Consider the following 25,625-nt stretch of genomic DNA (forward strand, 5'->3'; position numbering starts at 1 on the left):
GATGATTTCTCCGGGGACGCGCACACGGTCGGTGTGCGGAATACGTACGGGGGACTGCCGGTGCTCGGTCACGTGTCCCGCGAAGGCGCGCGGGTCACACGAGAGCGACCGGGCACGGCGGTCCGCGCCGTCCCTGGGAGTGCGTGAGGATCGCCTCACGGGCGCCGGTGGTCCGGTGGGCCGAGACCGTCGGGCGGCGCACCGTCGGGGCCCGGCGCGCGCTCACCGCCGCGACGGCGAGCAGCAGCGGCCGGAAGGTGGTCGCGGCCACCGCGCTCAGCAACTGGGCCAGGGCGCGCTCGCCGCGCCGCAGCCAGGCCGCCGCCAGCAGCCCGATGCCGACGTGCGCGCCGAGCAGCAGCCAGGCGGTCCGGGGGTCGGCGTCGGCGAGCACGGTCGCCAGCCGGTCGGTCTCGGCGCCGGTGACCCTGCTCAGCGGGGCGGCGACCCCGGCGTGGACGCCGGTCCCGTCGCCGCACAGCACGTCGAAGCCGACCGAACGCAGCGGGCCCGCGACCGGCCCGCCCGCCCTGCCGTAGCAGACGTGCTGGCCGGTGGTGAAGACCGTGTCGGCGGCCAGCTCCAGCGGGATCAGCAGGGCGGCGATACGGCCGAAGCCGCGTTCGCGTCGCCCGGCCAGGGCGTACGCGATCAGGAACACGGCGGCGGCGACGGCCGCCACCGTGGGCAGCGGCAGAGGAACCCCGGACAGCAGCACGTGCGACGCGGTGCTGAGCGTCACGACGAGTGCCGTGAACAGCGCCGCGCGTACGGCTCTGAGTGGGGTTCCGGATATGTCCATAGCGAGACAAGAGTGTGTCACGGGGTCCGGTAAGAGACCCCTAAAGGGTTCCTGTGAGAAAGCCGACGGTTACCGAACCGGAATGGTCACAGCCCCGGGATCCGGCCGTTGCGGAAGAGGTCCACGAAAGTCTGGTGGTCGGCGCGCGCGCGTGCGCCGTACCGGTGCGCGAAGTCGACCAGCAGGGGCGCGAAGCCCTCCTCGTCGGCCGCGATCGCCGCGTCGATGGCCCGTTCCGTGGAGAACGGCACCAGGGACTCACCGGACTGGTCGTCCGCCGCCGCGTGCATGGCGGCCGTGGCCCGGCCCAGGTCGGCGACGACCTCGGCGATCTCCTCCGGGTCGTCGATGTCGCCCCAGTCCAGGTCGACGGCGTACGGCGAGACCTCGGCGACCAGCTGGCCCGAGCCGTCCAGCTCGGTCCAGCCCAGCCACGGGTCGGCGTGCGCCTGGAGGGCGCGCTGGGAGATCACCGTGCGGTGGCCCTCGTGCTGGAAGTAGTCCTGGATGGCCCGGTCGGTGATGTGGCGGGAGACCGCCGGGGTCTGGGCCTGCTTGATGTAGATCACGACGTCGTTCTCCAGGGCGTCGCTGTTGCCCTCCAGGAGGATGTTGTACGAGGGCAGGCCGGCCGATCCGATGCCGATGCCGCGGCGTCCGACGACGTCCTTGACGCGGTAGGAGTCGGGGCGGGCCAGGGAGGACTCCGGGAGGGTCTCCAGGTAGCCGTCGAAGGCCGCCAGCACCTTGTAGCGGGTGGCGGCGTCCAGCTCGATGGAGCCGCCGCCCGGGGCGAAGCGGCGCTCGAAGTCTCGGATCTCGGTCATCGACTCCAGGAGACCGAACCGGGTCAGGGAGCGGGCGACGCGCAGGGCGCCGAGCAGCGGCCCGTCGGCGGTGTCCAGGGTGAAGGGCGGCACCTCGTCGCTCTTGGCGCCGGTGGCCAGGGCGTGGATGCGCTCGCGGTACGCGCCCGCGTACACCCGGACCAGCTCGGAGATCTGCTCGTCGCTGAGCGCCTTCGCGTACCCGATCAGCGCGACGGAGGCGGCGAAGCGCTTGAGGTCCCAGGTGAAGGGGCCGACGTAGGCCTCGTCGAAGTCGTTGACGTTGAAGATCAGGCGGCCGGTGGAGTCCATGTAGGTGCCGAAGTTCTCCGCGTGCAGGTCGCCGTGGATCCACACCCGGGAGGTCCGGTCGTCCAGGTACGGGCCGCCGGTCTTCGAGCCGAACTCCTGGTCCTCGGTCAAATCGTGGTAAAAGAGGCAAGCGGTGCCGCGGTAGAACGCGAAGGCCGAGGCCGCCATTTTCCGGAATTTCACGCGGAACGCTGCTGGATCCGCGGCCAGCAGCGTGCCGAAGGCGGCGTCGAAGACGGCGAGGATCTCCTCGCCGCGGTGCTCCTCGTTGAGCTGCGGGTCCGACATGCCTGGTGCCTCCTGGTGCGGATGGTGCTGTGACCGGTGGAGCGGATCTCCACTCGGGTCAACGTTCGAACGGGTGCGGGAGTGCCCGCGCCCGGGGACCGCGCCCGACACGGGACCCGCCCCCCGAAGGTACGCGGGGAAGCCCTCGGAGTGTCAGTGGCGAGGCATAGACTTCGACGCTGACCCCCGGACTGTCCGCGACCCGCCGCCAGCCCGTCACCGAGAGTTCTCCCAGGAGGCCGAACGTGTCCAAGCCGCCGTTCACGCACCTGCACGTCCACACCCAGTACTCGCTGCTGGACGGTGCCGCGCGGCTGAAGGACATGTTCAACGCCTGCAACGAGATGGGCATGACGCACATCGCCATGTCCGACCACGGCAACCTGCACGGGGCCTACGACTTCTTCCACTCCGCGCAGAAGGCCGGGGTCACCCCGATCATCGGCATCGAGGCGTACGTCGCACCCGAGTCCCGCCGCAACAAGCGCAAGATCCAGTGGGGCCAGCCGCACCAGAAGCGGGACGACGTCTCGGGTTCCGGCGGTTACACCCACAAGACCATGTGGGCCGTCAACAGCACCGGCCTGCACAACCTCTTCCGGCTCTCCTCCGACGCCTACGCCGAGGGCTGGCTGCAGAAGTGGCCCCGGATGGACAAGGAGACCATCTCCCAGTGGTCCGAGGGCATCGTCGCCTCCACCGGCTGCCCCTCCGGCGAGGTGCAGACCCGGCTGCGCCTCGGCCACTTCGACGAGGCGTTGAAGGCGGCCGCCGACTACCAGGACATCTTCGGCAAGGACCGGTACTTCCTGGAGCTGATGGACCACGGCATCGAGATCGAGCACCGGGTCCGCGACGGCCTCCTGGAGATCGGCAGGAAGCTCGGCATCCCGCCGCTGGTGACCAACGACTCGCACTACACGTACGCGCACGAGGCGACCGCCCACGACGCCCTGCTGTGCATCCAGACCGGCAAGAACCTCTCCGACCCGGACCGCTTCCGCTTCGACGGCACCGGCTACTACCTGAAGTCGACGGACGAGATGTACGCCATCGACTCCTCCGACGCCTGGCAGGAGGGCTGCGCCAACACGCGCCTGATCGCCGAGATGGTCGACACCACCGGCATGTTCGTCAAGCGCGACCTCATGCCGAAGTTCGACATCCCCGAGGGGTACACCGAGGTCACCTGGTTCCAGGAGGAGGTCCGCCGCGGCATGGCCCGCCGCTTCCCCGGCGGCGTCCCGGAGGACCGCCAGAAGCAGGCCGAATACGAGATGGACGTCATCATCCAGATGGGGTTCCCGGGCTACTTCCTCGTGGTCGCCGACTTCATCATGTGGGCGAAGAACCAGGGCATCGCGGTGGGCCCCGGCCGAGGCTCCGCGGCCGGTTCGATCGTGGCGTACGCCATGGGCATCACCGACCTCGACCCGATCCCGCACGGCCTGATCTTCGAGCGGTTCCTCAACCCGGAGCGCGTCTCCATGCCCGACGTCGACATCGACTTCGACGAGCGTCGGCGCGTGGAGGTGATCAGGTACGTGACGGAGAAGTACGGCGCCGACAAGGTCGCCATGATCGGCACGTACGGCAAGATCAAGGCGAAGAACGCCATCAAGGACTCCGCGCGCGTGCTGGGCTACCCGTACGCCATGGGCGACCGGCTCACCAAGGCCATGCCCGCCGACGTCCTCGGCAAGGGCATCGACCTCAACGGCATCACGGACCCGACCCACCCGCGCTACAGCGAGGCCGGCGAGATCCGCGCGATGTACGAGAACGAGCCGGACGTGAAGAAGGTCATCGACACCGCCAAGGGCGTCGAGGGCCTGGTCCGGCAGATGGGCGTGCACGCGGCCGGCGTGATCATGTCCAGCGAGCCGATCGTCGACCACGCCCCGATCTGGGTGCGGCACACCGACGGCGTGACCATCACGCAGTGGGACTACCCGCAGTGCGAGTCGCTCGGCCTGCTGAAGATGGACTTCCTCGGCCTGCGCAACCTCACGATCATGGACGACGCCGTCAAGATGGTGAAGTCCAACAAGGGCATCGACCTCGACCTGCTGTCGCTTCCGCTGGACGACCCCACGACCTTCGAACTGCTCCAGCGCGGCGACACGCTGGGCGTCTTCCAGTTCGACGGCGGCCCCATGCGCTCGCTCCTGCGGCTGATGAAGCCCGACAACTTCGAGGACATCTCCGCCGTCTCCGCGCTCTACCGTCCCGGCCCCATGGGCATGGACTCGCACACCAACTACGCGCTGCGCAAGAACGGCCTCCAGGAGATCACGCCGATCCACAAGGAGCTGGAGGAGCCCCTCCAGGAGGTCCTGGCGGTCACCTACGGCCTGATCGTCTACCAGGAGCAGGTGCAGAAGGCCGCCCAGATCATCGCCGGCTACTCGCTCGGCGAGGCCGACATCCTGCGCCGCGTGATGGGCAAGAAGAAGCCCGAGGAACTGGAGAAGAACTTCGTCATCTTCCAGGCCGGCGCCCGGAAGAACGGCTACAGCGACGAAGCCATCCAGGCCCTGTGGGACGTGCTCGTCCCCTTCGCCGGCTACGCCTTCAACAAGGCGCACTCGGCCGCGTACGGACTGGTCTCGTACTGGACGGCGTACCTCAAGGCGAACCACCCCGCCGAGTACATGGCCGCCCTGCTCACCTCGGTCAAGGACGACAAGGACAAGTCGGCCGTCTACCTGAACGAGTGCCGGCGCATGGGCATCAAGGTGCTGCCGCCCAACGTCAACGAGTCGATGTCGAACTTCGCCGCGCAGGGCGACGACGTGATCCTCTTCGGCCTCTCCGCGGTGCGCAACGTCGGCACCAACGTGGTCGAGTCGATCATCAGGTGCCGCAAGGCCAAGGGGAAGTACACCTCCTTCCCCGACTACCTGGACAAGGTGGAGGCGGTCGTCTGCAACAAGCGGACGACGGAGTCGCTGATCAAGGCCGGCGCCTTCGACGAGATGGGGCACACCCGCAAGGGCCTCACAGCGCAGTACGAACCGATGATCGACAACGTGGTCGCGGTCAAGCGCAAGGAGGCCGAGGGCCAGTTCGACCTCTTCGGCGGCATGGGCGACGAGCAGACCGAGGAGCCGGGCTTCGGACTGGACGTGGTCTTCAGCGAGGAGGAGTGGGACAAGACCTATCTCCTCGCCCAGGAGCGGGAGATGCTCGGCCTCTACGTCTCCGACCACCCGCTCTTCGGTCTGGAGCACGTGCTGTCCGACAAGGCCGACGCGGGCATCTCCCAGCTCACCGGCGGTGACTACGGCGACGGCGCGGTCGTCACCATCGGCGGCATCATCTCCGGCCTCCAACGCAAGATGACCAAGCAGGGCAACGCCTGGGCCATCGCCACCGTCGAGGACCTGGCCGGCTCCATCGAGTGCATGTTCTTCCCGGCGACCTACCAGCTGGTGTCCACCCAACTCGTCGAGGACGCCGTGGTCTTCGTCAAGGGGCGCCTGGACAAGCGCGAGGACGTGCCGCGCCTGGTCGCGATGGAGCTGATGGTCCCCGACCTGTCCAACGCGGGCACCAACGCGCCCGTGGTCCTCACCATCCCGGCCACCCGGGTCACTCCGCCGATGGTCAGCCGCCTCGGCGAGATCCTCACCCACCACCGGGGCGACAGCGAGGTGCGGATCAGGCTCCAGGGGCCGACGAAGACGACCGTGTTGCGCCTGGACCGGCACCGGGTCAAGCCCGACCCGGCGTTGTTCGGCGACCTGAAGGTGCTGCTCGGTCCGTCCTGCCTGGCGAGCTGAGCGCGGAAACGAGGAAGGGGGCGCGCCGGGCATCCGGGCGCCCCCCTCGTCCGTGCGGGGCCGCAACGGCCCCTCGCGCGGCCGTCAGTTGTGGCCGAAGCGCTTCTGCCGCTTGCGGGAGGCGGCGTCGCCGGGCGTCGTCAGCGTCGGGGAGTGCTGCTCCTCGCGGTCCATGACGGCGGACTCGGCGGCCTGCGGGGCGCGGGCGGACTGGGGCTGCTTACGGTCACGGCTGTTCTTGTTCTTGGCCATGGTGATCTACCTCCTGAGGGGGATCTAGGGGCCAGGGCCGGAACCAGACTCACATAGGCCAACAAAGAACGCATATCGGGCAATTACCGTGCGTGACGCGGGTCATCCGGGCGCGGGGTGCGGAAACGCCACGCCGAAGATCGAGTTCGCGCCGTTAACCTCCGCGTGGTCGGGCAGACTCGAAGGAAGCCCGAAGCAAACCTCCCGGAAAGAGGGTGGATCGCGTGGACCGCTGCATCGTCCTGGTGGACGCCGGGTATCTGCTGGGGGCCGCCGCCAGTCTCCTCGCCGGTGAGCCCTCACGCTCCCGCATCACCGTCGATCACGCCGCCCTCATCCAGGGCCTGCGCGACCGCGCCGAGTCCGACACGCAGCAGCCGCTGCTGCGCATCTACTGGTTCGACGGCGCTCCCGACCGCGTCCCGCAGCCCGAGCACCGCCGGCTGCGCGTGATGCCGCGCGTCACCGTCCGGCTCGGCGCCCTCACCCGCAGTGACGGACGCTGGGCGCAGAAGGGCGTGGACGCCGCCATGCACGCCGAGCTGACCGAACTGGCCCGCAACCGCGCCTGCTCCGACGTCGTCCTCGTCACCGGCGACGGCGACCTGCTGCCCGGCATGATGGCCGCCAAGGAACACGGCGTCGCCGTCCACCTGTGGGCCGTGCAGGCCGCTGACGGCGACTACAACCAGTCCGAGGATCTGGTCGCCGAGGCCGACGAGCGACGCGTCCTGGACCGTACGTGGATCACCAAGGCGGTACGCGCCAAGGAACTCGGCGGGATCTGCGCGCCCCCGCCCGTGCCCCGCCCCGAGATCGCCGCGATCCTCTCCGCCCCGCTGCCCGAGTCCGCCCTCTCCGGCACCGCCGAGCGGCCCGCCGTGGAACCCGCGCGCTCCGCCAGGACCGAGACCCCGCGCAACGGCGGCGAGGAGCGCGTACCGCCCCCCAAGGGCGTGCCCACCCCCAAGGACCTGGCCGCCCTGCGCGCCCCCGGCCCCCACTCCGCCCCGCACCCCCCGACGAGCGCCACCCTGCGCTGGTCCTCCGACAAGGGCTGGGTCGACCGGCCGGCCGCCGAACCGGCCGAGGCCGCCTCGATGCCGACGCTGGCGCAGCTCACCACGGCCGAGCAGCGCTGGGCCGACCGCGAGGAGGACATCACCACGGTCGGCGGTGATCCGTACGAGGTCGGGCAGGTCTTCGCCCGCCGCTGGCTGGAGCGCCTCGGCGACCACGGCCACCTGCAGCGGCTCTCCGGGATGTATCCCCGCATCCCGCACCGCGTCGACGGTGAGCTGCTGCGCTACGCCGCCCGCTTCGGGCTGCTCGCCCACAAGGACGACCAGATCGACGAGCGCGACCGGTACGCGATCCGGGCGGGCTTCTGGCGGGAGGTCGACGTCCGCACGGCGACCGAGCGCACCCCCGCGGCGGAGTGAGGCCCCGGCTTCCCCGTGCGTTCCTCGGCTGAACCGACACTTATGGGCGGACCCGAGGGCGGGGCGGAGGGACGGACCCCGTAGTCTCGTCCCTTGTGAGTACGCGCGCGGCACAGGCACTTCGACCCGGTGGCGGTGCGGTGTGCGCGGTGCGCGGACTGACCAAGACCTATCCCGCGGTACGCGGTCGGCGGGGCGTTCCCGCGACTCCGGAGGTCCGGGCCACCGACGACGTGTCCCTGGACATCCGCCGCGGTGAGATCTTCGGCCTGCTCGGGCCGAACGGAGCCGGCAAGTCCACCCTCGTGCGCCAGCTGACCGGCCTCATGCGCCCCGACGGCGGCAGCGTGCAGATCCTCGGCCACGACATCGTGCGCCACCCGGAGCGGGCCGCCCGCATCCTCGCCTACCTCGGGCAGGAGTCCAGCGCCCTGGACGAGCTGACCGTGTCGCTCGCCGCCGAGACCACCGGACGGCTGCGCGGCCTCGAGGTGCGGCGGGCCCGCGCCGAGCGGGACGCGGTCCTCGAGGAGCTGGGCCTGACCCCGATCGCCTCCCGTCCGATCAAGAAGCTCTCCGGCGGCCAGCGCCGCCTGGCCTGCTTCGCCGCCGTGCTGGTGGGGGAGCGTCCGCTGCTCGTCCTTGACGAGCCGACCACCGGCATGGATCCGGTGGCCCGGCGCGCGGTGTGGGCGGCGGTCGACCGCCGGCGCGCCGAGCTCGGCACCACCGTCCTGCTCGTCACCCACAACGTCATCGAAGCCGAGACCGTCCTCGACCGGGTCGCCGTCCTCGACCGGGGACGCGTGATCGCCTGCGACACGCCCTCCGGCCTCAAGGAGAAGGTCGCCGGCGAGGTCCGCGTCGACCTGGTGTGGCGCGAGACCGCACCGCTGAACGTCCCGGAGGTCGCCGCTCTGCGCGACCGCGCCGCCGAGTCCGGCCGCCGCTGGACGCTCCGGCTCGCCCCTGAGGAGGCCCGCGCGGTCGTCGCCACCGTCACCGGCGGCGCCGCCTTCGCCGCCCTGGACGACTTCACCCTCGCCACGCCCAGCCTCGAGGACGTGTACCTGGCCCTGGGCGGCGCCGCGCGACAGGGGCTGGTGAGGGCTTGAACACCCCGACGGCGAGCGGCGGGGGCGGAGTGAGCACACCGGCCGCCGCGTCCGTACCCATCAGGACGGCCGCCACGAACGACCCCCAGCGAGCTTCGAACGACCCGACGAAGGGGAGCAGCGCGACGTGAGTGTCGTACCCGCCGATGTTCTGCCGGGCGGTGCCCTGGCCGTCGAGGAGCAGGGCGCCGTCGGCGCGGCCGAGCTCGCCCCCAAGGCGCGGCTGTGGCCCTCCCTGGTGGCCGTGTACCGGGCGCAGCTGTCCCGGGCGCGGGTCGCGCGCATCCCGCTGCTGTTCGTGGCCACCTTCCAGTCGATCGGCATCATGATCCTGATGCGCGGCGTCGTGGACGGCGGCGGTGAGGCGCGGGCCGTCGTCGCCGGGTCGGCGGTACTCGTCGTGGCCTTCGTCGCGCTGAACCTCCTCGCCCAGTACTTCGGGCAGCTGCGCGCGAGCGGCGGCCTCGACCACTACGCGACGCTGCCGGTGCCGCCCGCCGCGGTGGTCCTCGGCGCGGCCGGCGCGTACGCGTCCTTCACCGTGCCGGGGACCGTGGTGACCGCGGTGACCGGCTGTCTGCTGTTCGGGCTGCCGATGACCCACCTGTGGGTGCTGGTGGCCGTGATCCCGCTGGCGGGCGCCGCGCTCGCCGGCCTGGGCGCGGCCCTGGGGCTGCTCGCGCCCCGGCCCGAGTTCGCCACCCTCCTCGGCCAGCTGGGCATGTCGGCGGCGCTGCTGCTGGGCGTGCTGCCGGCCGAGCGGATGCCCGAGGTGGTACGCCTCGCGCGGGACCTGCTGCCGTCGACGTACGGCGTGGAGGCCTTCGCACGCTCGTTCGGGGACCGGCCCGACTGGGCCTTCGTCCTCGGCGACCTCGCGGTGTGCGCCGTGGTCGGGGTGATCTCGCTGGCCGTCGCCACCTGGGCGTACCGCCGTGCCGCCGTCCGGTGAAGCGCCGCACAGGCGGGTTTGGCACGATGGCGGGGTGACCGCACCTCTGACTCCGCCACCGCCACCGAACGAACGCTCGTCGTACCAGGGCGGCCCGGTGCCGCCGCCCGTCGGTGCGCACGCGCTGGGTACTCCGCCCGGCGCCCCCTACGGCACTCACGGCGAGCACGGAGGACTGGACGGCCCCGGAATGCTGACCGAAGTACGGCAGGCCGCCGTGACCGTGGCGGCGGTGGCCCTCTCCGGGCTGCTGCTGGGCGTGCTCTGGTGGAAGCTCGCCCCGAGCGTGCCGCTGGTCGGTGAGATCGTCGGCGACAGGTGGCTGGTCTACCTCAAGGAGTCCGAGGGCGAGCAGTCGGTCGGCGTCGACGGCACCTTCACGCTGCTCGCGCTCGCGTTCGGGGCGCTCAGTGCGGTGTTCGCCTTCCTGCTGCGGCGGCGCGGTGGCGTGCCGCTGGTGGTGGCGCTGGGCGCCGGCGGGCTGCTCGGGTCGCTGCTGGCCTGGCGGGTCGGGATCTGGCTCGGGCCCGCCCAGGACGTCATCGCCCACGCCAAGGAGGTCGGCAAGGGCGTTACCTTCTCCGCGCCCCTGAAGCTGGGGGCGAAGGGCGCGTTGCTGGCGTGGCCGATCGCGGCGCTGGTGGTCCACCTCGGACTGACCGGCCTGTTCGGGCCCCGGGACCCGGAGCCCGACCCGTGGCCCGCTCCGTACGGGAAGATCTCCGCCTGAAAATCTCCGCCCAGCGCCGGCGAGTGACGACGATGCCGCGGACGGGCGTGGCAGGCCCCGCGTCCGCGGCATAATCCGCCGGACAGGCCCGGACGGCACACGCCTGACGGGCCGGGCCCTGACGGGCCGGGCCGGGCGGCGACCGCGGTCGGACTCGCCCTTCCTGATGCGCCACCCGCGTCTGCGCGCCCGCTTCGGCACCTTCTGTCCGATCAGCCGGGAATCGGGCTCTGTCGAGGAGTCACGCGCGGCCGATCGGAGCCAGGGTCGCGTTCGTCAGCTCGGTCAGGTCGTCGGGGGAGAGCTCGACCTCCAGGCCCCGGCGGCCCGCCGAGACGCAGATCGTGGCGTGGTTCGAAGCCGACGCGTCCAGGACCGTCGGCAGCCGCTTGCGCTGGCCCAGCGGTGAGATGCCGCCCCGCACGTAGCCCGTCGTCCGCTCGGCCAGGGCCGGATCGGCCATCGCCGCGCGCTTGCCGCCCACCGCGGCCGCGAGCGCCTTCAGGTCCAGCTGACCCGCCACCGGCACCACCGCGACCGTCAACGCGCCGTCGACGTCCGCCACCAGCGTCTTGAACACCCGGTCCGGAGAGACGCCCATCGCCTCGGCGGCCTCCTCGCCGTAGGACGGGTGTGCGGGATCGTGGTCGTACGCGTGGACCGTGTACGTCACCCCGGCAGCCGTCAGCGCCACCGTCGCCGGGGTGCCACCGGCCTGCTGCTTCTTGGACTTCTTCGCCATCCGGGCCAGTACCTCAGTTGAGACTCGTCGGGCCGCTCGTCAGGTCCGACGACGGCAACGACGGCAGCGTACGGATGATGGCCGTCTCGGAGCGAAGGAGTTTCAGCTCGTCCCGCAGGCGGGACGCCGTGTCCGGGGCCTGGAGCAGACGCTGCTTCGTCGGGGTGTCCAGCATCATCGCGGCGGCGACCAGGTAGGAGACCACACCCGGTTCGTCCGGCAGCTCCGCGCCGGTCGCCAGCGACCGCTCCCGGGCCCCCGCCAGCCGCTTCTGGTACTGCCGGAAGGAGCGCAGCACCCCCTCGGCCAGCGCCCCCGCCTCGTCACCGGGGTCCTCGTCCAGCGGCTCCAGCTCGGCCGTCAGGAACGGGCCCGAGGCATCCACCGAGCGCAGCCGCGCCCGGGTCGTCCCGGTGGCCAGCACCTCGAAGGTGCCGTCGGAGCGCTCGCGGATCGTCGCCGCGTCGGCGACGCAGCCCACCTTGTGGAACGCCTTGAGCGGGTCGGGTCCGAACCCGGCCGCCGGGCCGAGCTCGGGCAGCGCCGTCGGATCGGGCAGGCCGGGTGCGCTCCGGGCCACCTCGTGGCCGTCGCGGATCGCCACGACGGCGAACCGGCGCGGTTCGTCCTCGGGGGTCTTCAGCAACTCGCGCATCATGGCGCGATAGCGCTCCTCGAAGATGTTGAGCGGGAGCACCAGCCCCGGGAACAGAACCGTGTTCAGGGCGAAGAGCGGGAGCCGGACGGTGGTCACGACGCAGAAGCCTAATGGTCGTCCGCGCGGACGCGACCGCCGCGCCCACTTCGTGGATGACCCGAACCCGCCGTGTCCGGCGCGGAGCCCACCGCCGCACGGACGTCCGCGCGCACCCGGAGGAAGCGGCCGAGCGGGTCGTCCCCGTCCTGGTCCCAGGGGAAGGACGTGACGTACGGGCCGGTCAGACGCAGTTGTTCCGCCGCGTCCTGGGGACGCTCCAGGCGGAGCAGGACGTACGTCAGGAGGTTGCGCAGCCCGGCGGACCACGGGTCGGCCGCCGGGTGGGTGGCCGAAAGAGCGATGGCGCGGTCGGCCGCCGCGTCGAGGCGGTCCCGGTGCACGCCGGCCGGGTCGTCGCCGCCGTTCGCGGTGAGACAGGTGAAGGCCGCTCGCAGTGGCAGCGCCCGTACCGGGGAGTCCTCGGGCGCGTCGTGCGCGGCGGTCTCGGCGAAGTCCAGGCACTCCCGGTGGGCGCCGGGGGAGGCGGCGGCCAGGTACTCCAGGGCGGCCACATGGCAGCCGTAGTGGTGCGGGGCACGGCGCACCGCCTGCTCCCACAGCCGCTCGAACTCGGCGTGGCCGGATCGGGCGCCCCGCGCGGCGTCCAGAACGGTCCGCCACGGCACCGGGTCGCGTCCGGCGGCCTCCGCGGCGGCCGTGACCGCGGGGGCCACCTGACGCAGCAGCTCCGCGCGGGCCGGCGAGTCCCAGTGGCGGTCCACCGTCAGCCGGCCCTCGATCAGGAGGGCGTCGGGGTCGTCCGGGGTGGTGGCGCGCCAGTGGGCCAGCCACTCGGTGCGGGAGCGCGCGAAGGCGGCGAGTCCGGTCGCGTAGCGGTCCCGGTGCTCCCACTCGGCGTTCTCGCGGGTGGCGGTGAGGAGCGCGGCCGCGGGTGCGTGCTCGCCGTGGGCCGCCGCGACGAGGGCGGGGGCGAGGCGGTCGTCTGGGGCGTCGAGGAGCACGTCGTCGTCATGGGCGGGCCGGGGCGCCCGCGAGCGGGCCCGGGCCGCCGTCCGGAGGAACGCGCGCAGCATGGCCAGTACGACGGCCGACGGTTCGCGATGGTTGTGCGGCCTCGGGCCGCCTTCGGCCGTTCGGAGTACCCACCCGCGTAGTCGCGGGCCCCGTCGGACGGGGGACTTCGTGTCTCGCCCGGTCAGTTGCGGCGCAGCAGACGGGTCGCACCCGCCGCCACGGTCGTCGCCAGTATCCAGCCCAGCAGGATCAGGACCGTCGCCAGCCACTGCCAGCCGTCGTGCAGCTGCCAGAAGCCGACCTGGCCGAGGTCGATGACAGGCAGGAGCAGGTCGAGGGCGAAGAGGGCCGGGTTCCAGTCCGGATGCTCGCCGTTCTTCAGCGGGGGCGGGTCGGCGCGGGCGAAGGCGAGCGAGCCCGCGGCCCACAGCACCGCCATCCACACCGCCGCCCGGCCCGGCCGGTAGCCGTAGGCGACCGTCCAGTCCTGGGCGTACCCCACGAGCTTCGCGGCGACGGGCAGGCTCTCGCGGCGCCGGCGGTGCTTGGCGAGCAGCACCTCGCGGGCGTCCTCGTCCTCGCCGCCGGCCCGCAGCACGGCGGCGAGGCGCTCGTACGGCTCCGGGTTGTACTCGGCGGTGGCGGCGCCCACCCACCGCAGCCGCTTCTCCAACGGGAACGGCCCCCGCGGCACAAGGTTCTCGTAGGCGAAGCCGCCCATGTGCAGCCGGCCGGGACCGGGCCAGCTGTCCGCCCGGTCCATCAGGTTGACCACCCGCGCCCCCGACAGCACCACCCGCCCGCGCGCCGGCCGCTCGCCGAGGAACCGCAGCTCGGGCGTCTGCACCCGGCGCAGCGACAGCTCCTGGTCGTCGGTGAAGGTGAACCGGGCGTGCTCGAAGTCGACGGCGTCGCCGAACCGCCCGTCGTCCAGCCGCACCCCGCCCTCGCACTCGAAGCGCTGGATCCGCGTGCCCTGGGCCGGGGTGGTGCCGCGCAGCAGGGGGCTGCCCAGACCCGCCGGGGTCATGTACAGCGTGCGCTCCACGGTCAGCTGCGGGGCGTTCAGCGCGTGCCGCGTGTACGGGTTGAGGAGCCGGGCGCCGCGCAGGCTCAGCGAGACACCGACCTGTGCGCTGCGCAGGCTCACCTCGCCGTGCGACTCCAGCATCTCGGCCTGCAGGTCCTGCCCGACGGTCATGCCGTCCGCCGCTATGGAGCGGCCGCTGCGGTCCCGGTGCACGATCGCCTGGTTCAGCAGCAGGTCGGTGCCTATCTGCGCGTCGGTCAGCCGGACGCCGTTGCGGAACCGGCAGCGCGGCAGGTGCAGGTCGCCCTCGGTCTGCAACCGCGCCGCCTCCAGGCGCGGCACCGAGCAGTCCACCAGCCGCACCGTCGTGAACCGGGTCTCCGGCAGCAGGACCTCCCGGTCGAAACGGCAGGCCCGCAGCTCGACGTAGGGATCGACCGTGCCGCCCGCGAGGTCCATCGTGTCGCTGATCCGCACGCCCACGAGCTGCAGCGAGGAGACCCGGCCCGCGAGCGCGGGCGGACCGTCGAGGAGCAGCCAGCACACGATGCGCGCCCGCACGGTCCGCTCCGGCCCCCAGGAACGCCCGCCGTGCGGGTCGTCGACGAGCGTGTCGCCGCTGGACAGGTCGTACACGCTGCCGTTGCGGAAGGCCTGCCACATGCCCGCCTCGGCGGCCGTCAGGTCGTCCGGCAGCTCTCCGTCACGGTGGCCGGCCCCCTCGGTCACGACGCTTCACCCCCTCCCCAACTACTCGCCGGTCGCTCACCCTTCGTACAACCGTTCATGCCCACTGAGTGACCAGCTGAACACTCAAAGTGAGGGCGATCTGCCGAATCCCGCCACGGCACCCGAGGGACTGTCGCGTTCTGTATCAGCCATTGATACGTGCGAACGGTGTCCGACGCGGGTCTGAGAGAATTGGTTCCGTGATCTCCCGAATCGATCTGCGCGGCGACGCCCTCCCCGAGGGTCCCGCCCTGCGCGACCTGCTGCCCCGAGCCGACTTCGACGTCGCGGCCGCCCTGGACAAGGTGCGCCCGATCTGCGAGGCCGTGCATCATCGTGGCGACGCGGCGCTGATCGACTTCGCCGAGCAGTTCGACGGGGTCGCGCTGGACCAGGTCCGGGTTCCGGCCGCCGCGCTCACGCGCGCGCTGGAGGAGCTCGATGCGGCCGTGCGCGCGGCCCTGGAGGAGTCCGTCCGCCGCGCCCGCCTCGTCCACCGCGAGCAGCGCCGCTCCACACACACCACCCAGGTCGTCCCCGGCGGCTCGGTCACCGAGAAGTGGGTCCCGGTCGAGCGGGTCGGGCTGTACGCTCCCGGCGGGCGATCGGTCTACCCGTCGTCCGTGATCATGAACGTCGTGCCCGCGCAGGAGGCCGGCGTCGAGTCGATCGCGCTCGCCTCCCCGGCGCAGGCCGAGTTCGGCGGGCTTCCGCACCCCACGATCCTCGCCGCCTGCGCCCTGCTCGGCGTCGACGAGGTCTACGCGGCCGGCGGCGCCACCGCCGTCGCGATGTTCGCGTACGGCACCGAGTCCTGTCCGCCCGCCAACATGGTCACCGGCCCCGGCAACATCTGGGTCGCCGCCGCCAAGCGCTACTTCACGGGGAAGATCGGCATCGACGCCGAGGCCGGTCCGACCGAGATCGCGATCCTGGCCGACGCCACCGCCGATCCGGTGCACGTCGCGTCCGACCTGATCAGCCAGGCCGAGCACGACCCGCTGGCCGCCGCCGTCCTGGTCACCGACTCCGTCGAACTCGCCGACGCGGTCGAGAAGGAGCTCAGGCCGCAGGTCGAGGCCACCAAGCACATCGACGACCGGATCGTGCCCGCGCTGAAGGGCCGCCAGTCCGCGATCGTCCTGGTCGACGGCATGGACGAGGGCCTGCGCGTGGTCGACGCCTACGGCGCCGAGCACCTGGAGATCCAGACCGCCGACGCCGCCGCCCTCGCCGACCGCGTCAAGAACGCCGGCGCGATCTTCGTCGGCCCCTGGGCGCCCGTCTCGCTCGGTGACTACGCGGCCGGTTCCAACCACGTCCTGCCCACCGGCGGCTGCGCCTGCCACTCCTCGGGCCTGTCCGTGCAGTCCTTCCTGCGCGGCATCCACGTCGTCGACTACACGCGCGACGCCCTCGCCGAGGTCGCGCACCACGTGGTGACGCTGGCGGAGGCGGAGGACCTGCCCGCGCACGGCGCGGCGATCAAGGCACGGTTCGACTGGAAGGTCCCGGACGGCAAGTGACAGGCATCGACGATCTCCCCGTACGGGACGAGCTGCGCGGCAAGTCCCCCTACGGCGCGCCCCAGCTGGACGTGCCGGTACGGCTGAACACCAACGAGAACCCCTACCCGCTCCCCGAGGCACTGGTCGAGCGGATCACCGAGCGGGTCCGCGAGGCCGCCCGCGACCTCAACCGCTACCCGGACCGGGACGCGGTCGAACTGCGCACCAGGCTCGCCGAGTACCTCACCGACACCTCCGGCCACACCGTGGGCGTCGAGAACGTCTGGGCGGCCAACGGCTCCAACGAGGTCATCCAGCAACTGCTGCAGACCTTCGGCGGGCCGGGCCGCACCGCGATCGGCTTCGAGCCGTCGTACTCGATGCACGGCCTCATCGCGCGCGGCACCGGCACGGGCTGGATCTCCGGCCCGCGCCACGAGGACTTCACCATCGACGTGCCCGCCGCCGAAAAGGCGATCGCCGAGCACCGTCCGGACGTCGTCTTCATCACCACCCCCAACAACCCCACCGGCAACGCGGTCCCGGCCGAGACGGTCCTCGCCCTCCACGAAGCCGCCCAGACCGCCAGGCCCTCCATGGTCGTGGTCGACGAGGCCTACATCGAGTTCAGCCACGGAGAATCCCTGCTGCCGCTGCTGGACGGCCGCCCGAACCTCGTCGTCTCCCGCACCATGTCGAAGGCGTTCGGCGCGGCGGGCCTGCGCCTCGGCTACTTCGCCGCGCACCCGGCCGTCGTGGACGCCGTCCAGCTCGTACGGCTGCCGTACCACCTGTCCGCCGTCACCCAGGCGACCGCGCTGGCCGCCCTGGAGCACACGGACACGCTGCTCAAGTACGTCGAGCAGCTGAAGGCCGAGCGGGACCGGCTGGTGGCAGAGCTGCGCGCCATCGGCTACGAGGTGACGGAGTCCGACGCCAACTTCGTCCAGTTCGGACGGTTCGCGGACTCCCACGCCACCTGGCGGGAGATCCTCGACCGGGGCGTCCTGGTCCGGGACAACGGCGTACCGGGATGGCTGCGGGTCACCGCCGGCACCCCGGAGGAGAACGACGCGTTCCTCGACGCGGTCCGTGAAGTCAAGAAGGAGCAGAGCACATGAGCCGCGTGGGACGCGTGGAGCGCACGACCAAGGAGACCTCGGTCCTCGTCGAGATCGACCTCGACGGCACCGGCAAGACCGACATCGCCACCGGCGTCGGCTTCTACGACCACATGCTCGACCAACTCGGCCGGCACGGTCTGTTCGACCTGACCGTGAAGACCGACGGCGACCTGCACATCGACTCCCACCACACCATCGAGGACACCGCCCTCGCGCTGGGCGCCGCCTTCAAGCAGGCCCTCGGCGACAAGGTGGGCATCTACCGCTTCGGCAACTGCACGGTCCCGCTGGACGAGTCACTCGCCCAGGTCACCGTCGACCTCTCCGGCCGCCCCTACCTCGTGCACACCGAGCCCGAGAAGATGGCGCCGATGATCGGCGAGTACGACACCACGATGACCCGGCACATCCTGGAGTCCTTCGTCGCGCAGGCGCAGATCGCCCTGCACGTGCACGTGCCGTACGGGCGCAACGCGCACCACATCGTGGAGTGCCAGTTCAAGGCGCTGGCCCGGGCCCTGCGCTACGCCTCCGAGCGCGACCCGCGCGCGACCGGCATCCTGCCTTCCACGAAGGGCGCGCTGTAACCCATGAACGGTACGTCCACCGCGCTGATCGTCGTCGGTCTGTTCTTCATCGGCGGCATCATCTCCTTCGCCAAGCAGCAGATGCCCAAGGGCCTGATCGTGCTGCTCTCCATCGGCGCCGCGATGTGTCTCCTGGCGGGTGTGCTGAGGCTGGAGGTGTGGAGTTGACCGCCACCACCAAGAAGGTCGTCGTCTTCGACTACGGCTTCGGCAACGTCCGTTCCGCCGAGCGCGCCCTCGCGCGCGCGGGAGCCGACGTCGAGATCACCCGTGACTACGACAAGGCCATGAACGCCGACGGGCTGCTGGTCCCCGGCGTCGGCGCCTTCGCCGCCTGCATGGACGGCCTCCGGGCCGCCCGCGGCGACTGGGTCGTCGAACGCCGGCTGGCCGGCGGGCGCCCGGTGATGGGCATCTGCGTCGGCATGCAGATCCTCTTCGCGCGCGGCATCGAGCACGGCGTGGAGGCCGACGGCCTGGACGAGTGGCCCGGTACGGTCGGCCCGCTGCAGGCCGACGTCGTCCCGCACATGGGCTGGAACACCGTCGAGGCACCCGCCGACTCCCAGCTCTTCGCCGGCCTGGACGCGAAGGCGCGGTTCTACTTCGTGCACTCCTACGCCGTCCACGACTGGTCCCTGGAGACGCACAACCCGCTGATCGCCGCCCCCAAGGTCACCTGGTCGACGCACGGCAAGCCCTTCGTGGCCGCCGTGGAGAACGGCGCCCTGTGGGCCACCCAGTTCCACCCCGAGAAGTCCGGCGACGCCGGCGCCCAGATCCTCACCAACTGGATCGAGACCCTGTAGAGATGAGCCCGGTAGAGATGAGCAAGCTCGAACTCCTCCCCGCCGTCGACGTCCGCGACGGCCAGGCCGTCCGCCTCGTGCACGGCGAGTCCGGCACCGAGACCTCCTACGGCTCCCCGCTGGAGGCCGCCCTCGCCTGGCAGCGCTCCGGCGCCGAGTGGCTGCACCTGGTCGACCTGGACGCCGCCTTCGGCACCGGGGACAACCGCGAGCTGATCGCCGAGGTCGCCAAGGCGATGGACATCAAGGTGGAGCTGTCCGGCGGCATCCGCGACGACGACACCCTCGCCGCCGCCCTCGCCACCGGCTGCACCCGCGTCAACCTCGGCACGGCGGCCCTGGAGACCCCCGAGTGGGTGGCCAAGGTCATCGCCGAGCACGGCGACAAGATCGCCGTCGGTCTCGACGTACGGGGCACGACGCTGCGCGGCCGGGGCTGGACCCGCGACGGCGGCGACCTCTACGAGACGCTGGAGCGGCTCAACAAGGAGGGCTGCGCCCGCTACGTCGTCACCGACATCGCCAAGGACGGCACCCTCCAGGGCCCGAACCTGGAGCTCCTGAAGAACGTCTGCGCGGCGACCGACCGCCCGGTCGTGGCGTCCGGCGGCGTGTCGTCCCTGGACGACCTGCGCGCCATCGCCGGTCTGGTCCCGGCCGGTGTCGAGGGGGTTATCGTCGGGAAGGCCCTGTACGCGAAGGCGTTCACCCTGGAAGAAGCCTTGGAGGCTGTGTCGCCATGACATCCGAAGCCGTACGGCGCGTGCAGAGCGGAAGTCCCTGGGAAGAGTCCTTCGGTTTCGCACGGGCCGTCGCGGCGGGCGATCGTGTCGTTGTGGCGGGCACGACCGCCTTCAAGAACGACATGCTGTACGGCGAGGGCGACCCCTATGAACAGGCCAAGGTGGCCTTCGGTACCGCCGTCGACGCGATCGGCGAGTTCGGGCTCGGCATCGAGTCCGTGATCCGGACGCGGGTGTACCTGGCCCACGCGCGGGACGTCGACGAGGTGGGCCGCGCCCACAAGGAGCTGTTCGACGCCGTACGCCCGGTCACGACCCTGCTGGTCGTGGACGGCTTCATGGACTCGCGGGTGCTGGTGTCGGTGGAGCTGGAAGCATTCAGAGAGCAGTAGTCAGAGAGCAGCAAGAGGCTTTGCGAGCAAGAGGAGCCGTGGATTCATGACCCTGGCGGTCCGAGTCATCCCCTGCCTGGACGTGGACAACGGCCGGGTCGTCAAGGGCGTCAACTTCCAGAACCTGCGCGACGCTGGCGACCCCGTCGAGATGGCCAAGGTGTACGACGCCGAGGGCGCCGACGAGCTGACGTTCCTGGACATCACCGCCTCGTCGGGCGACCGCGAGACGACGTACGACGTGGTGCGCCGCACCGCCGAGCAGGTGTTCATACCGCTGACCGTCGGCGGTGGCGTGCGCACCGCCGACGACGTCGACAAGCTGTTGCGGGCCGGTGCGGACAAGGTGGGCGTCAACACGGCCGCCATCGCCCGCCCCGACCTGATCCGCGAGATCGCCGAGCGCTTCGGCCGCCAGGTCCTGGTCCTGTCGGTCGACGCCCGCCGCACCGAGGCCGGCACCTTCGAGGTCACCACCCACGGCGGCCGGCGCGGCACCGGCATCGACGCCGTGGAGTGGGCGCACCGCGCCGCCGAACTGGGCGCGGGGGAGATCCTGCTCAACTCGATGGACGCGGACGGCACGAAGGACGGCTACGACCTGGAGATGCTGGCGGCCGTCCGCAAGCACGTGTCGGTCCCGGTCATCGCCTCGGGCGGCGCGGGCAGCCTCGCCCACTTCGCCCCGGCGGTCGAGGCGGGCGCGGACGCGGTACTGGCGGCGTCCGTCTTCCACTTCGGCGACCTGCGGATCGGGCAGGTGAAGGAGGCGCTGCGGGGGGCGGGGCATCCCGTCCGGTAGTTTCATGAGGCATCCTTCTTGGTAGTGAAGGCGGTCGTGGCCCCGCTAGGGTGCTCATATGCCTGGGATCACGATCGAGTTCACCGAGGAGGAGCCGGCCGGGCTGCGCGCGGAAGCCAAGGAGCAGGGCGTCGCGATCAAACGGCTCGCGCACGAGTGACCGACCTCACCGACACAGCCACCGGCCGGGCCCGCGCCACCGCCGACCGCCCCGCCCACCGCGACCCCAACGTCCTGCGCTGGGTCGCCGCCTACACCGCGTCCATGCTCGGGGACACCGTCTTCTACCTCGCGCTGTCCTGGGCCGCCGTGCAGCACGGCAGCCCCGCCGAGGCCGGGATCGTCACCGCCGTCAGCGCGGTGCCCCGCGCGTTGCTGATGCTGGGCGGCGGGGTGGTCGCCGACCGGTTCGGCCCGCGGCGGGTCGTCGTCGGCAGTGACGCCGTACGGTGCCTCACCGTCCTGGCGGTGGCCGCCGTGCTCTTCGCCACCGACCCCGGACTGTGGCTCCTCGCGCTCCTCGCCGTCGTCTTCGGCACCGTCGACGCCGTGTTCATGCCCGCCGTCGGGGCACTCCCGGCGCGGATCACCGGCAAGGACCAGCTCGCCCGCGTCCAGGGCATGCGCGGCCTCGCCATCCGCTTCGCCGCCGTCGTGGGCGCACCGCTGGGCGGGCTCGGCGTGGCGGCCGGCGGCGCGGCGGCCGCCTTCGCCTGCGCGGGCCTGCTGATCGCCGTGTCCGTGCCGCTGCTGATCTCCGTACGGATGCGTGAACTGCCCGCCGACGACGCGACCGCCACGACCGCCGCGCGGGACACCACCGCCTGGCGGGACCTGGTGGGCGGGCTCCGCTACGTCCGCCGCCACCGCGTCCTCGGCCCGCTGATGGTGGCCATCGCCCTCGGCGACCTCGGCTTCGTCGGCCCCCTCAACATCGGGCTCACCCTGCTCGCCGACGAGCGGGGCTGGGGCGCATCCGGTATGGGCTGGGTGCTCGCGGCTTTCGGCACGGGCGCCGGAGCCGCCGCCCTGCTGCTGACCGTCCGGGGACGCGTACCGCGCGCCGGGTGCGTCGCCGCCGGGGCCATCATCCCCGGCGCGGCGGCGATCGCGGCCCTCGCGCACGCCCCGGGGCTCCCCGCGGCCGTCGGCACCGCAGCGGCCGTCGGGCTGCTCACCGGGCTCAGCGGAGCCATGTGCGGGGCGCTGCTGCAGACCCAGTCCGACCCCGCCTACCTGGGACGCGTCACCGCCGTCGCCGGGATCGTCAGCCTGGGCGTCGCACCGTTGAGCATGCCGTTGTCCGCCGCCGCCATCGGCGCCTGGGGCACCGGTCCCGTCTTCGCCGTCAGCGCGGCGGTATGCGCCCTCGGCGGAGTGGTCGCCCTGTGCGCACCGGGCGTACGGCGGGCCGAACTGCCGAAGTAGCGGCCCCGGCGCTCAGATCCCCAGCTGTTTCGTCTCGTGCAGCTTGGCGATCGCGTCCTCCTCGCCATCCAGCTCCACCTTCGCCGCGCTCTGCCGCCCGTACGCGAACAGCAGCAGCTCGGACGGCTCGCCCGTCGCCGTCACCACCGGCGTGCCCCGGTGGGCGACCGTCGTCTGGCCGTTCGGGCGGCGCAGCACCAGGCCCGTCGGGATGCCCCGGCCCATCAGCCGCGCGGCGCGCTCCAACCGGGACCACAGGGCGTCCTGGAAGACCGGGTCCAGCTCACGCGGCGACCAGTCCGGCTGGGCACGGCGGACGTCCTCGGTGTGGACGTAGAACTCCACCGTGTTGGCGGCCTCGTCGACCTGCTTGAGCTGGAAGGGCGAGAAGCGCGGCGGACCCGTGCGGATCAGCTGGATCAGCTCCTCGTACGGCTTGGCGCCGTACTCCTCCATCACCCGGTCCAGCCGGGAGGCCAGCTGCTTGATCAGGGTGCCCCCGGCGGCGTCCGGCCGGCGCTCGCGCACCACCACGTGCGCGGCCAGGTCATGGGTGCGCCAGCCCTCGCAGAGGGTCGGGGCGTCCGGACCCGCCGTCTCCAACAGGTCCGCGAGCAGAAGTCGTTCACGCTTGGCGAAAGTCGACATGGAGTCAGCCTACGACCGTCCGCCGGGTCCGCCCAATGGACGGCGCGGTGGCGTGTCAGTCCCGCGCGGCACAATGGGCGTCATGACCAGCAGCTCCCCCCGGCGGCCCAGCCCGCTCGCCCCGGAGATCGCCGACCGCCTCAAGCGCAGCGCCGACGGCCTCCTGCCCGCCATCGCCCAGCAGTACGACACCGGGGAGGTGCTGATGCTCGGCTGGATGGACGACGAGGCACTGCACCGCACGCTGACGACCGGGCGCTGCACCTACTGGTCGCGCAGCCGCCAGGAGTACTGGGTCAAGGGCGACACCTCGGGGCACTTCCAGTGGGTGAAGTCCGTCGCCCTGGACTGCGACGCCGACACCGTCCTCGTCAAGGTCGACCAGGTCGGCGCCGCCTGCCACACCGGCACCCGCACCTGCTTCGACGCGGACGTGCTGCTCGACGCCCGCACGGACGGCGCGCCCGGCACGGATCAGTAGGGTCTGCCCACATGGACGACATGGACGTCATGGACCTCGACACCTTCCGCAAGCTGGCCGCCGACCGCCGGGTGATCCCGGTCAGCCGCAAGCTCCTCGCCGACGGCGACACCCCGGTCGCGCTGTACCGCAAGCTCGCCGCAGAGCGCCCCGGCACCTTCCTCCTGGAGTCCGCGGAGAACGGCCGCACAGCGTTCCAGTGGTCTCGGTACTCCTTCGTCGGCGTCCGCAGCGCCGCCACCCTCACCGAGAAGGACGGGCAGGCCCACTGGCAGGGCACCCCGCCCGTCGGCGTCCCCACCGACGGCGACCCGCTCGCCGCCCTGCGCGCCACCGTCGAGGCCCTGCACACGCCGCGCGACCTCGCCCACGACCTGGGCCTGCCGCCCTTCACCGGCGGCATGGTCGGCTACCTCGGCTACGACATCGTGCGCCGCCTGGAGAAGGTCGGCCCCGGGGAGCGGGACGACCTGAAGCTCCCCGAGCTGACCATGCTGCTCACCAGCGACCTCGCCGTCATGGACCACTGGGAGGGCTCGGTCCTGCTGATCGCCAACGCGATCAACCACAACGACCTGGAGACGGGTGTCGACGAGGCGTACGCCGATGCGATCGCCCGTCTGGACGCCATGGAGGCCGACCTCACGCGCGCGGTCGCCCAGCCGCCGGCCGCGCTGCCGCCCTCCGAGCTGCCCGAGTACACGGCGCTGTGGGGCGGCGCCGACTTCCAGGGCGCCGTCGAGGACATCAAGGAGCGCATCCGCGCGGGCGAGGCCTTCCAGGTGGTCCCCTCGCAGCGGTTCGAGACGCCGTGCACGGCTAGCGCGCTGGACGTGTACCGGGTGCTGCGGGCCACCAACCCGTCGCCGTACATGTACCTGCTCCGCCTCGACGGCTTCGACGTCGTCGGTTCCTCCCCCGAGGCACTGGTCAAGGTCGAGGACGGGCGGGCCATGGTCCACCCCATCGCCGGCACCCGCCCCCGTGGCGCCACCCCGCAGGAGGACCAGGCCCTCGCCGAGGAACTGCTCGCCGACCCCAAGGAGCGCGCCGAGCACCTGATGCTCGTCGACCTCGGCCGCAACGACCTCGGGCGGGTCTGCGAGCCCGGCTCGGTCGAGGTCGTCGACTTCATGTCCGTCGAGCGCTACTCGCACGTCATGCACATCGTCTCGACGGTCACCGGCCGCGTCGCCCCGGGCCGCACCGCCTTCGACGTCCTCACCGCCTGCTTCCCGGCCGGTACCCTCTCCGGCGCCCCCAAGCCGCGCGCCCTGCAGATCATCGACGCACTCGAACCGTCCCGGCGCGGCCTGTACGGCGGCTGCGTCGGCTACCTCGACTTCGCGGGCGACTCCGACACCGCCATCGCCATCCGCACCGCCCTGCTGCGGGACGGCACCGCCTACGTCCAGGCCGGCGCGGGCGTCGTCGCCGACTCCGATCCGGTCGCCGAGGACACCGAGTGCCGCAACAAGGCGGCGGCAGTGCTCCGCGCGGTGCACACGGCCAACCGGCTGGGGCGATAGGGCCATTCTCACGCCGCGGATTCCAGACCCCGGGTGACGGTTCGCCCGGGGTTCGGGTGATAGTGGAGTACGTGACAGCTGTTCCTCACCCCCGCAACCCAGCCGCAGGCCCCGCCCGGTCCGGCCGCCGGAGCCTCGCCGCCGCTCTGCTGTGCGGCGCGCTCGGCGCGGCCGTCGCCCTGCTCGCCACCCGGCAGGAGTGGTCGGAGGGAACCGCGACGGTGGCCGGCGGCGCCTTCCCGCTGACGGCCAAGGGCAGCGACGTCACGGGCGTACCCGCGGCGCTCGCCATAGTGGGCCTCGCCGCGCTCGTCGCCGTCTTCGCCGTCCGCCGCGCGGGCCGGTTCGCGGTCGCCGCCCTGCTCACGCTGTGCGGCGCGGGCACCGTCGCCGCGGCCCTGGCCGGCGCCTCCGACAGTTCCGCCCTGGACGACAAGGCCGCCGAGGCCGCCGGCGACACCTCGGCCACCGTGGACGCCCTCACCCACACCGCCTGGCCGTACGTCGCGGCCGTCGGCGGCGCCCTGCTCCTGCTGGCCGGGCTGCTCGCCCTGCGTTACGGACGCCTGTGGCCCGCGATGTCCGGCCGCTACGAGCGCGACGGCACGCCGCGTCCGCGCCGCAGGCCGCAGACCGTCGACCCTGACCGCCCCGAGGACCTCTGGAAGGCCCTCGACCGCGGCGAGGACCCGACCGGCGCCTGACCGGCGGTTCATCCGCACCCTCCCGGGCACCCGTCCGGAACCGCTCCCGCCGGTCACCACGCGCGCGTGGGGAGCACCCCCGCTCATGTCGCGCGCGCCCGTGCGGGACAATGAACCCGAGCGTCCTGCTCA

The 25,625-nt window shown here is 72.1% G+C and carries 25 protein-coding genes; 17 read left to right on the top strand and 8 right to left on the bottom strand.

What is annotated here, in order from left to right:
- Positions 1-94: 94 nt before the first annotated feature.
- Positions 95-802, bottom strand: a complete 708-nt coding sequence (locus tag IE142_RS26140) for a hypothetical protein (RefSeq protein WP_191888020.1) — start codon at positions 800-802, stop codon at positions 95-97.
- Between the two features lie 86 nt (positions 803-888).
- The gene (locus tag IE142_RS26145) at positions 889-2,229 is read right to left on the bottom strand and encodes a DUF2252 domain-containing protein (protein ID WP_191888021.1); all 1,341 of its coding nucleotides are present in this window, start codon (positions 2,227-2,229) and stop codon (positions 889-891) included.
- A gap of 245 nt (positions 2,230-2,474) precedes the next feature.
- On the opposite strand from IE142_RS26145, the gene dnaE reads away from it, so the two are divergent.
- The gene (gene dnaE, locus IE142_RS26150; RefSeq protein ID WP_191888022.1) at positions 2,475-6,014 is read left to right on the top strand and encodes a DNA polymerase III subunit alpha; all 3,540 of its coding nucleotides are present in this window, start codon (positions 2,475-2,477) and stop codon (positions 6,012-6,014) included.
- Between the two features lie 84 nt (positions 6,015-6,098).
- On the opposite strand, the gene IE142_RS26155 is transcribed toward dnaE, so the two are convergent.
- A complete protein-coding gene (locus tag IE142_RS26155; protein ID WP_078948983.1) occupies positions 6,099-6,266 on the bottom strand; it encodes a hypothetical protein in 168 nt (55 codons plus the stop codon).
- Between the two features lie 224 nt (positions 6,267-6,490).
- Here IE142_RS26155 and IE142_RS26160 point away from each other — a divergent pair, with 224 nt between their 5' ends.
- The 4 genes from IE142_RS26160 (at position 6,491) to IE142_RS26175 (ending at position 10,505) form a co-directional block, all read left to right on the top strand.
- Positions 6,491-7,708: an NYN domain-containing protein gene (locus IE142_RS26160; RefSeq protein WP_191888023.1), complete on the top strand. Its 1,218-nt coding sequence runs from the start codon at positions 6,491-6,493 to the stop codon at positions 7,706-7,708.
- A gap of 140 nt (positions 7,709-7,848) precedes the next feature.
- Entirely contained in the window at positions 7,849-8,823 is a 975-nt protein-coding gene (locus tag IE142_RS26165; protein ID WP_191888085.1) for an ABC transporter ATP-binding protein, read from the top strand.
- A 127-nt stretch (positions 8,824-8,950) separates the two neighbouring features.
- Positions 8,951-9,775, top strand: a complete 825-nt coding sequence (locus IE142_RS26170; protein WP_191888024.1) for an ABC transporter permease — start codon at positions 8,951-8,953, stop codon at positions 9,773-9,775.
- Between the two features lie 34 nt (positions 9,776-9,809).
- Entirely contained in the window at positions 9,810-10,505 is a 696-nt protein-coding gene (locus IE142_RS26175; RefSeq protein WP_043374009.1) for a hypothetical protein, read from the top strand.
- A 241-nt stretch (positions 10,506-10,746) separates the two neighbouring features.
- Here the strand turns inward: IE142_RS26175 and ybaK are convergent, their stop codons facing one another.
- The 4 genes from ybaK to IE142_RS26195 all read right to left on the bottom strand — a co-directional run bounded on the left by ybaK (position 10,747) and on the right by IE142_RS26195 (position 14,738).
- A complete protein-coding gene (gene ybaK, locus IE142_RS26180) occupies positions 10,747-11,247 on the bottom strand; it encodes a Cys-tRNA(Pro) deacylase (protein WP_043374012.1) in 501 nt (166 codons plus the stop codon).
- Between the two features lie 13 nt (positions 11,248-11,260).
- Positions 11,261-12,001: an LON peptidase substrate-binding domain-containing protein gene (locus IE142_RS26185; protein ID WP_191888025.1), complete on the bottom strand. Its 741-nt coding sequence runs from the start codon at positions 11,999-12,001 to the stop codon at positions 11,261-11,263.
- Between the two features lie 11 nt (positions 12,002-12,012).
- Complete coding sequence (locus tag IE142_RS26190) at positions 12,013-13,038, bottom strand: hypothetical protein (protein ID WP_191888026.1); 1,026 nt, start codon at positions 13,036-13,038, stop codon at positions 12,013-12,015.
- Positions 13,039-13,160: 122 nt separating this feature from the next.
- Positions 13,161-14,738, bottom strand: a complete 1,578-nt coding sequence (locus IE142_RS26195; RefSeq protein ID WP_191888027.1) for an oxidoreductase — start codon at positions 14,736-14,738, stop codon at positions 13,161-13,163.
- A 200-nt stretch (positions 14,739-14,938) separates the two neighbouring features.
- Here IE142_RS26195 and hisD point away from each other — a divergent pair, with 200 nt between their 5' ends.
- The 9 genes from hisD to IE142_RS26240 all read left to right on the top strand — a co-directional run bounded on the left by hisD (position 14,939) and on the right by IE142_RS26240 (position 22,131).
- On the top strand, positions 14,939-16,264 hold the full coding sequence (gene hisD, locus IE142_RS26200; protein ID WP_191888028.1) for a histidinol dehydrogenase: 1,326 nt from the start codon (positions 14,939-14,941) through the stop codon (positions 16,262-16,264).
- On the top strand, positions 16,261-17,367 hold the full coding sequence (locus IE142_RS26205) for a histidinol-phosphate transaminase (RefSeq protein ID WP_191888029.1): 1,107 nt from the start codon (positions 16,261-16,263) through the stop codon (positions 17,365-17,367). Before hisD ends, IE142_RS26205 begins: the two co-directional genes overlap by 4 nt.
- Positions 17,364-17,957 (top strand): imidazoleglycerol-phosphate dehydratase HisB, encoded by a 594-nt coding sequence (hisB, locus tag IE142_RS26210; protein WP_191888030.1) that lies wholly within the window; start codon positions 17,364-17,366, stop codon positions 17,955-17,957. The genes IE142_RS26205 and hisB overlap by 4 nt, the downstream gene beginning before the upstream one ends.
- 3 nt (positions 17,958-17,960) lie before the next feature.
- Positions 17,961-18,125 carry a CG2302 family histidine operon protein gene (locus IE142_RS26215; protein ID WP_043374025.1) on the top strand — a complete coding sequence of 55 codons (165 nt, stop codon included), beginning with the start codon at positions 17,961-17,963 and terminating at the stop codon, positions 18,123-18,125.
- Positions 18,122-18,766 carry an imidazole glycerol phosphate synthase subunit HisH gene (gene hisH / locus IE142_RS26220; RefSeq protein ID WP_191888031.1) on the top strand — a complete coding sequence of 215 codons (645 nt, stop codon included), beginning with the start codon at positions 18,122-18,124 and terminating at the stop codon, positions 18,764-18,766. The genes IE142_RS26215 and hisH overlap by 4 nt, the downstream gene beginning before the upstream one ends.
- Positions 18,767-18,783: 17 nt before the next feature.
- Positions 18,784-19,509 carry a bifunctional 1-(5-phosphoribosyl)-5-((5-phosphoribosylamino)methylideneamino)imidazole-4-carboxamide isomerase/phosphoribosylanthranilate isomerase PriA gene (gene priA, locus IE142_RS26225; RefSeq protein WP_191888086.1) on the top strand — a complete coding sequence of 242 codons (726 nt, stop codon included), beginning with the start codon at positions 18,784-18,786 and terminating at the stop codon, positions 19,507-19,509.
- Positions 19,506-19,901, top strand: coding sequence for a RidA family protein (locus IE142_RS26230; RefSeq protein ID WP_191888032.1), 396 nt, complete (start codon positions 19,506-19,508; stop codon positions 19,899-19,901). Before priA ends, IE142_RS26230 begins: the two co-directional genes overlap by 4 nt.
- A gap of 46 nt (positions 19,902-19,947) precedes the next feature.
- Complete coding sequence (gene hisF / locus IE142_RS26235; RefSeq protein WP_100044125.1) at positions 19,948-20,703, top strand: imidazole glycerol phosphate synthase subunit HisF; 756 nt, start codon at positions 19,948-19,950, stop codon at positions 20,701-20,703.
- 156 nt (positions 20,704-20,859) lie between these two features.
- Positions 20,860-22,131 carry an MFS transporter gene (locus IE142_RS26240; protein ID WP_191888033.1) on the top strand — a complete coding sequence of 424 codons (1,272 nt, stop codon included), beginning with the start codon at positions 20,860-20,862 and terminating at the stop codon, positions 22,129-22,131.
- 12 nt (positions 22,132-22,143) lie between these two features.
- Here IE142_RS26240 and IE142_RS26245 read toward each other — a convergent pair whose 3' ends face one another.
- Positions 22,144-22,779, bottom strand: coding sequence for a TIGR03085 family metal-binding protein (locus tag IE142_RS26245; RefSeq protein WP_191888034.1), 636 nt, complete (start codon positions 22,777-22,779; stop codon positions 22,144-22,146).
- A gap of 82 nt (positions 22,780-22,861) precedes the next feature.
- On the opposite strand from IE142_RS26245, the gene hisI reads away from it, so the two are divergent.
- The 3 genes from hisI to IE142_RS26260 all read left to right on the top strand — a co-directional run bounded on the left by hisI (position 22,862) and on the right by IE142_RS26260 (position 25,493).
- Positions 22,862-23,260, top strand: a complete 399-nt coding sequence (gene hisI / locus IE142_RS26250; RefSeq protein ID WP_043377190.1) for a phosphoribosyl-AMP cyclohydrolase — start codon at positions 22,862-22,864, stop codon at positions 23,258-23,260.
- Positions 23,261-23,289: 29 nt separating this feature from the next.
- Positions 23,290-24,789, top strand: a complete 1,500-nt coding sequence (locus IE142_RS26255) for an anthranilate synthase component I (RefSeq protein WP_191888087.1) — start codon at positions 23,290-23,292, stop codon at positions 24,787-24,789.
- Between the two features lie 62 nt (positions 24,790-24,851).
- A complete protein-coding gene (locus IE142_RS26260) occupies positions 24,852-25,493 on the top strand; it encodes a TIGR02234 family membrane protein (protein ID WP_191888035.1) in 642 nt (213 codons plus the stop codon).
- Positions 25,494-25,625 lie beyond the last annotated feature (132 nt).

Source organism: Streptomyces mutabilis, assembly GCF_014649815.1.
GTDB classification, from domain to species: Bacteria; Actinomycetota; Actinomycetes; order Streptomycetales; family Streptomycetaceae; genus Streptomyces; species Streptomyces mutabilis.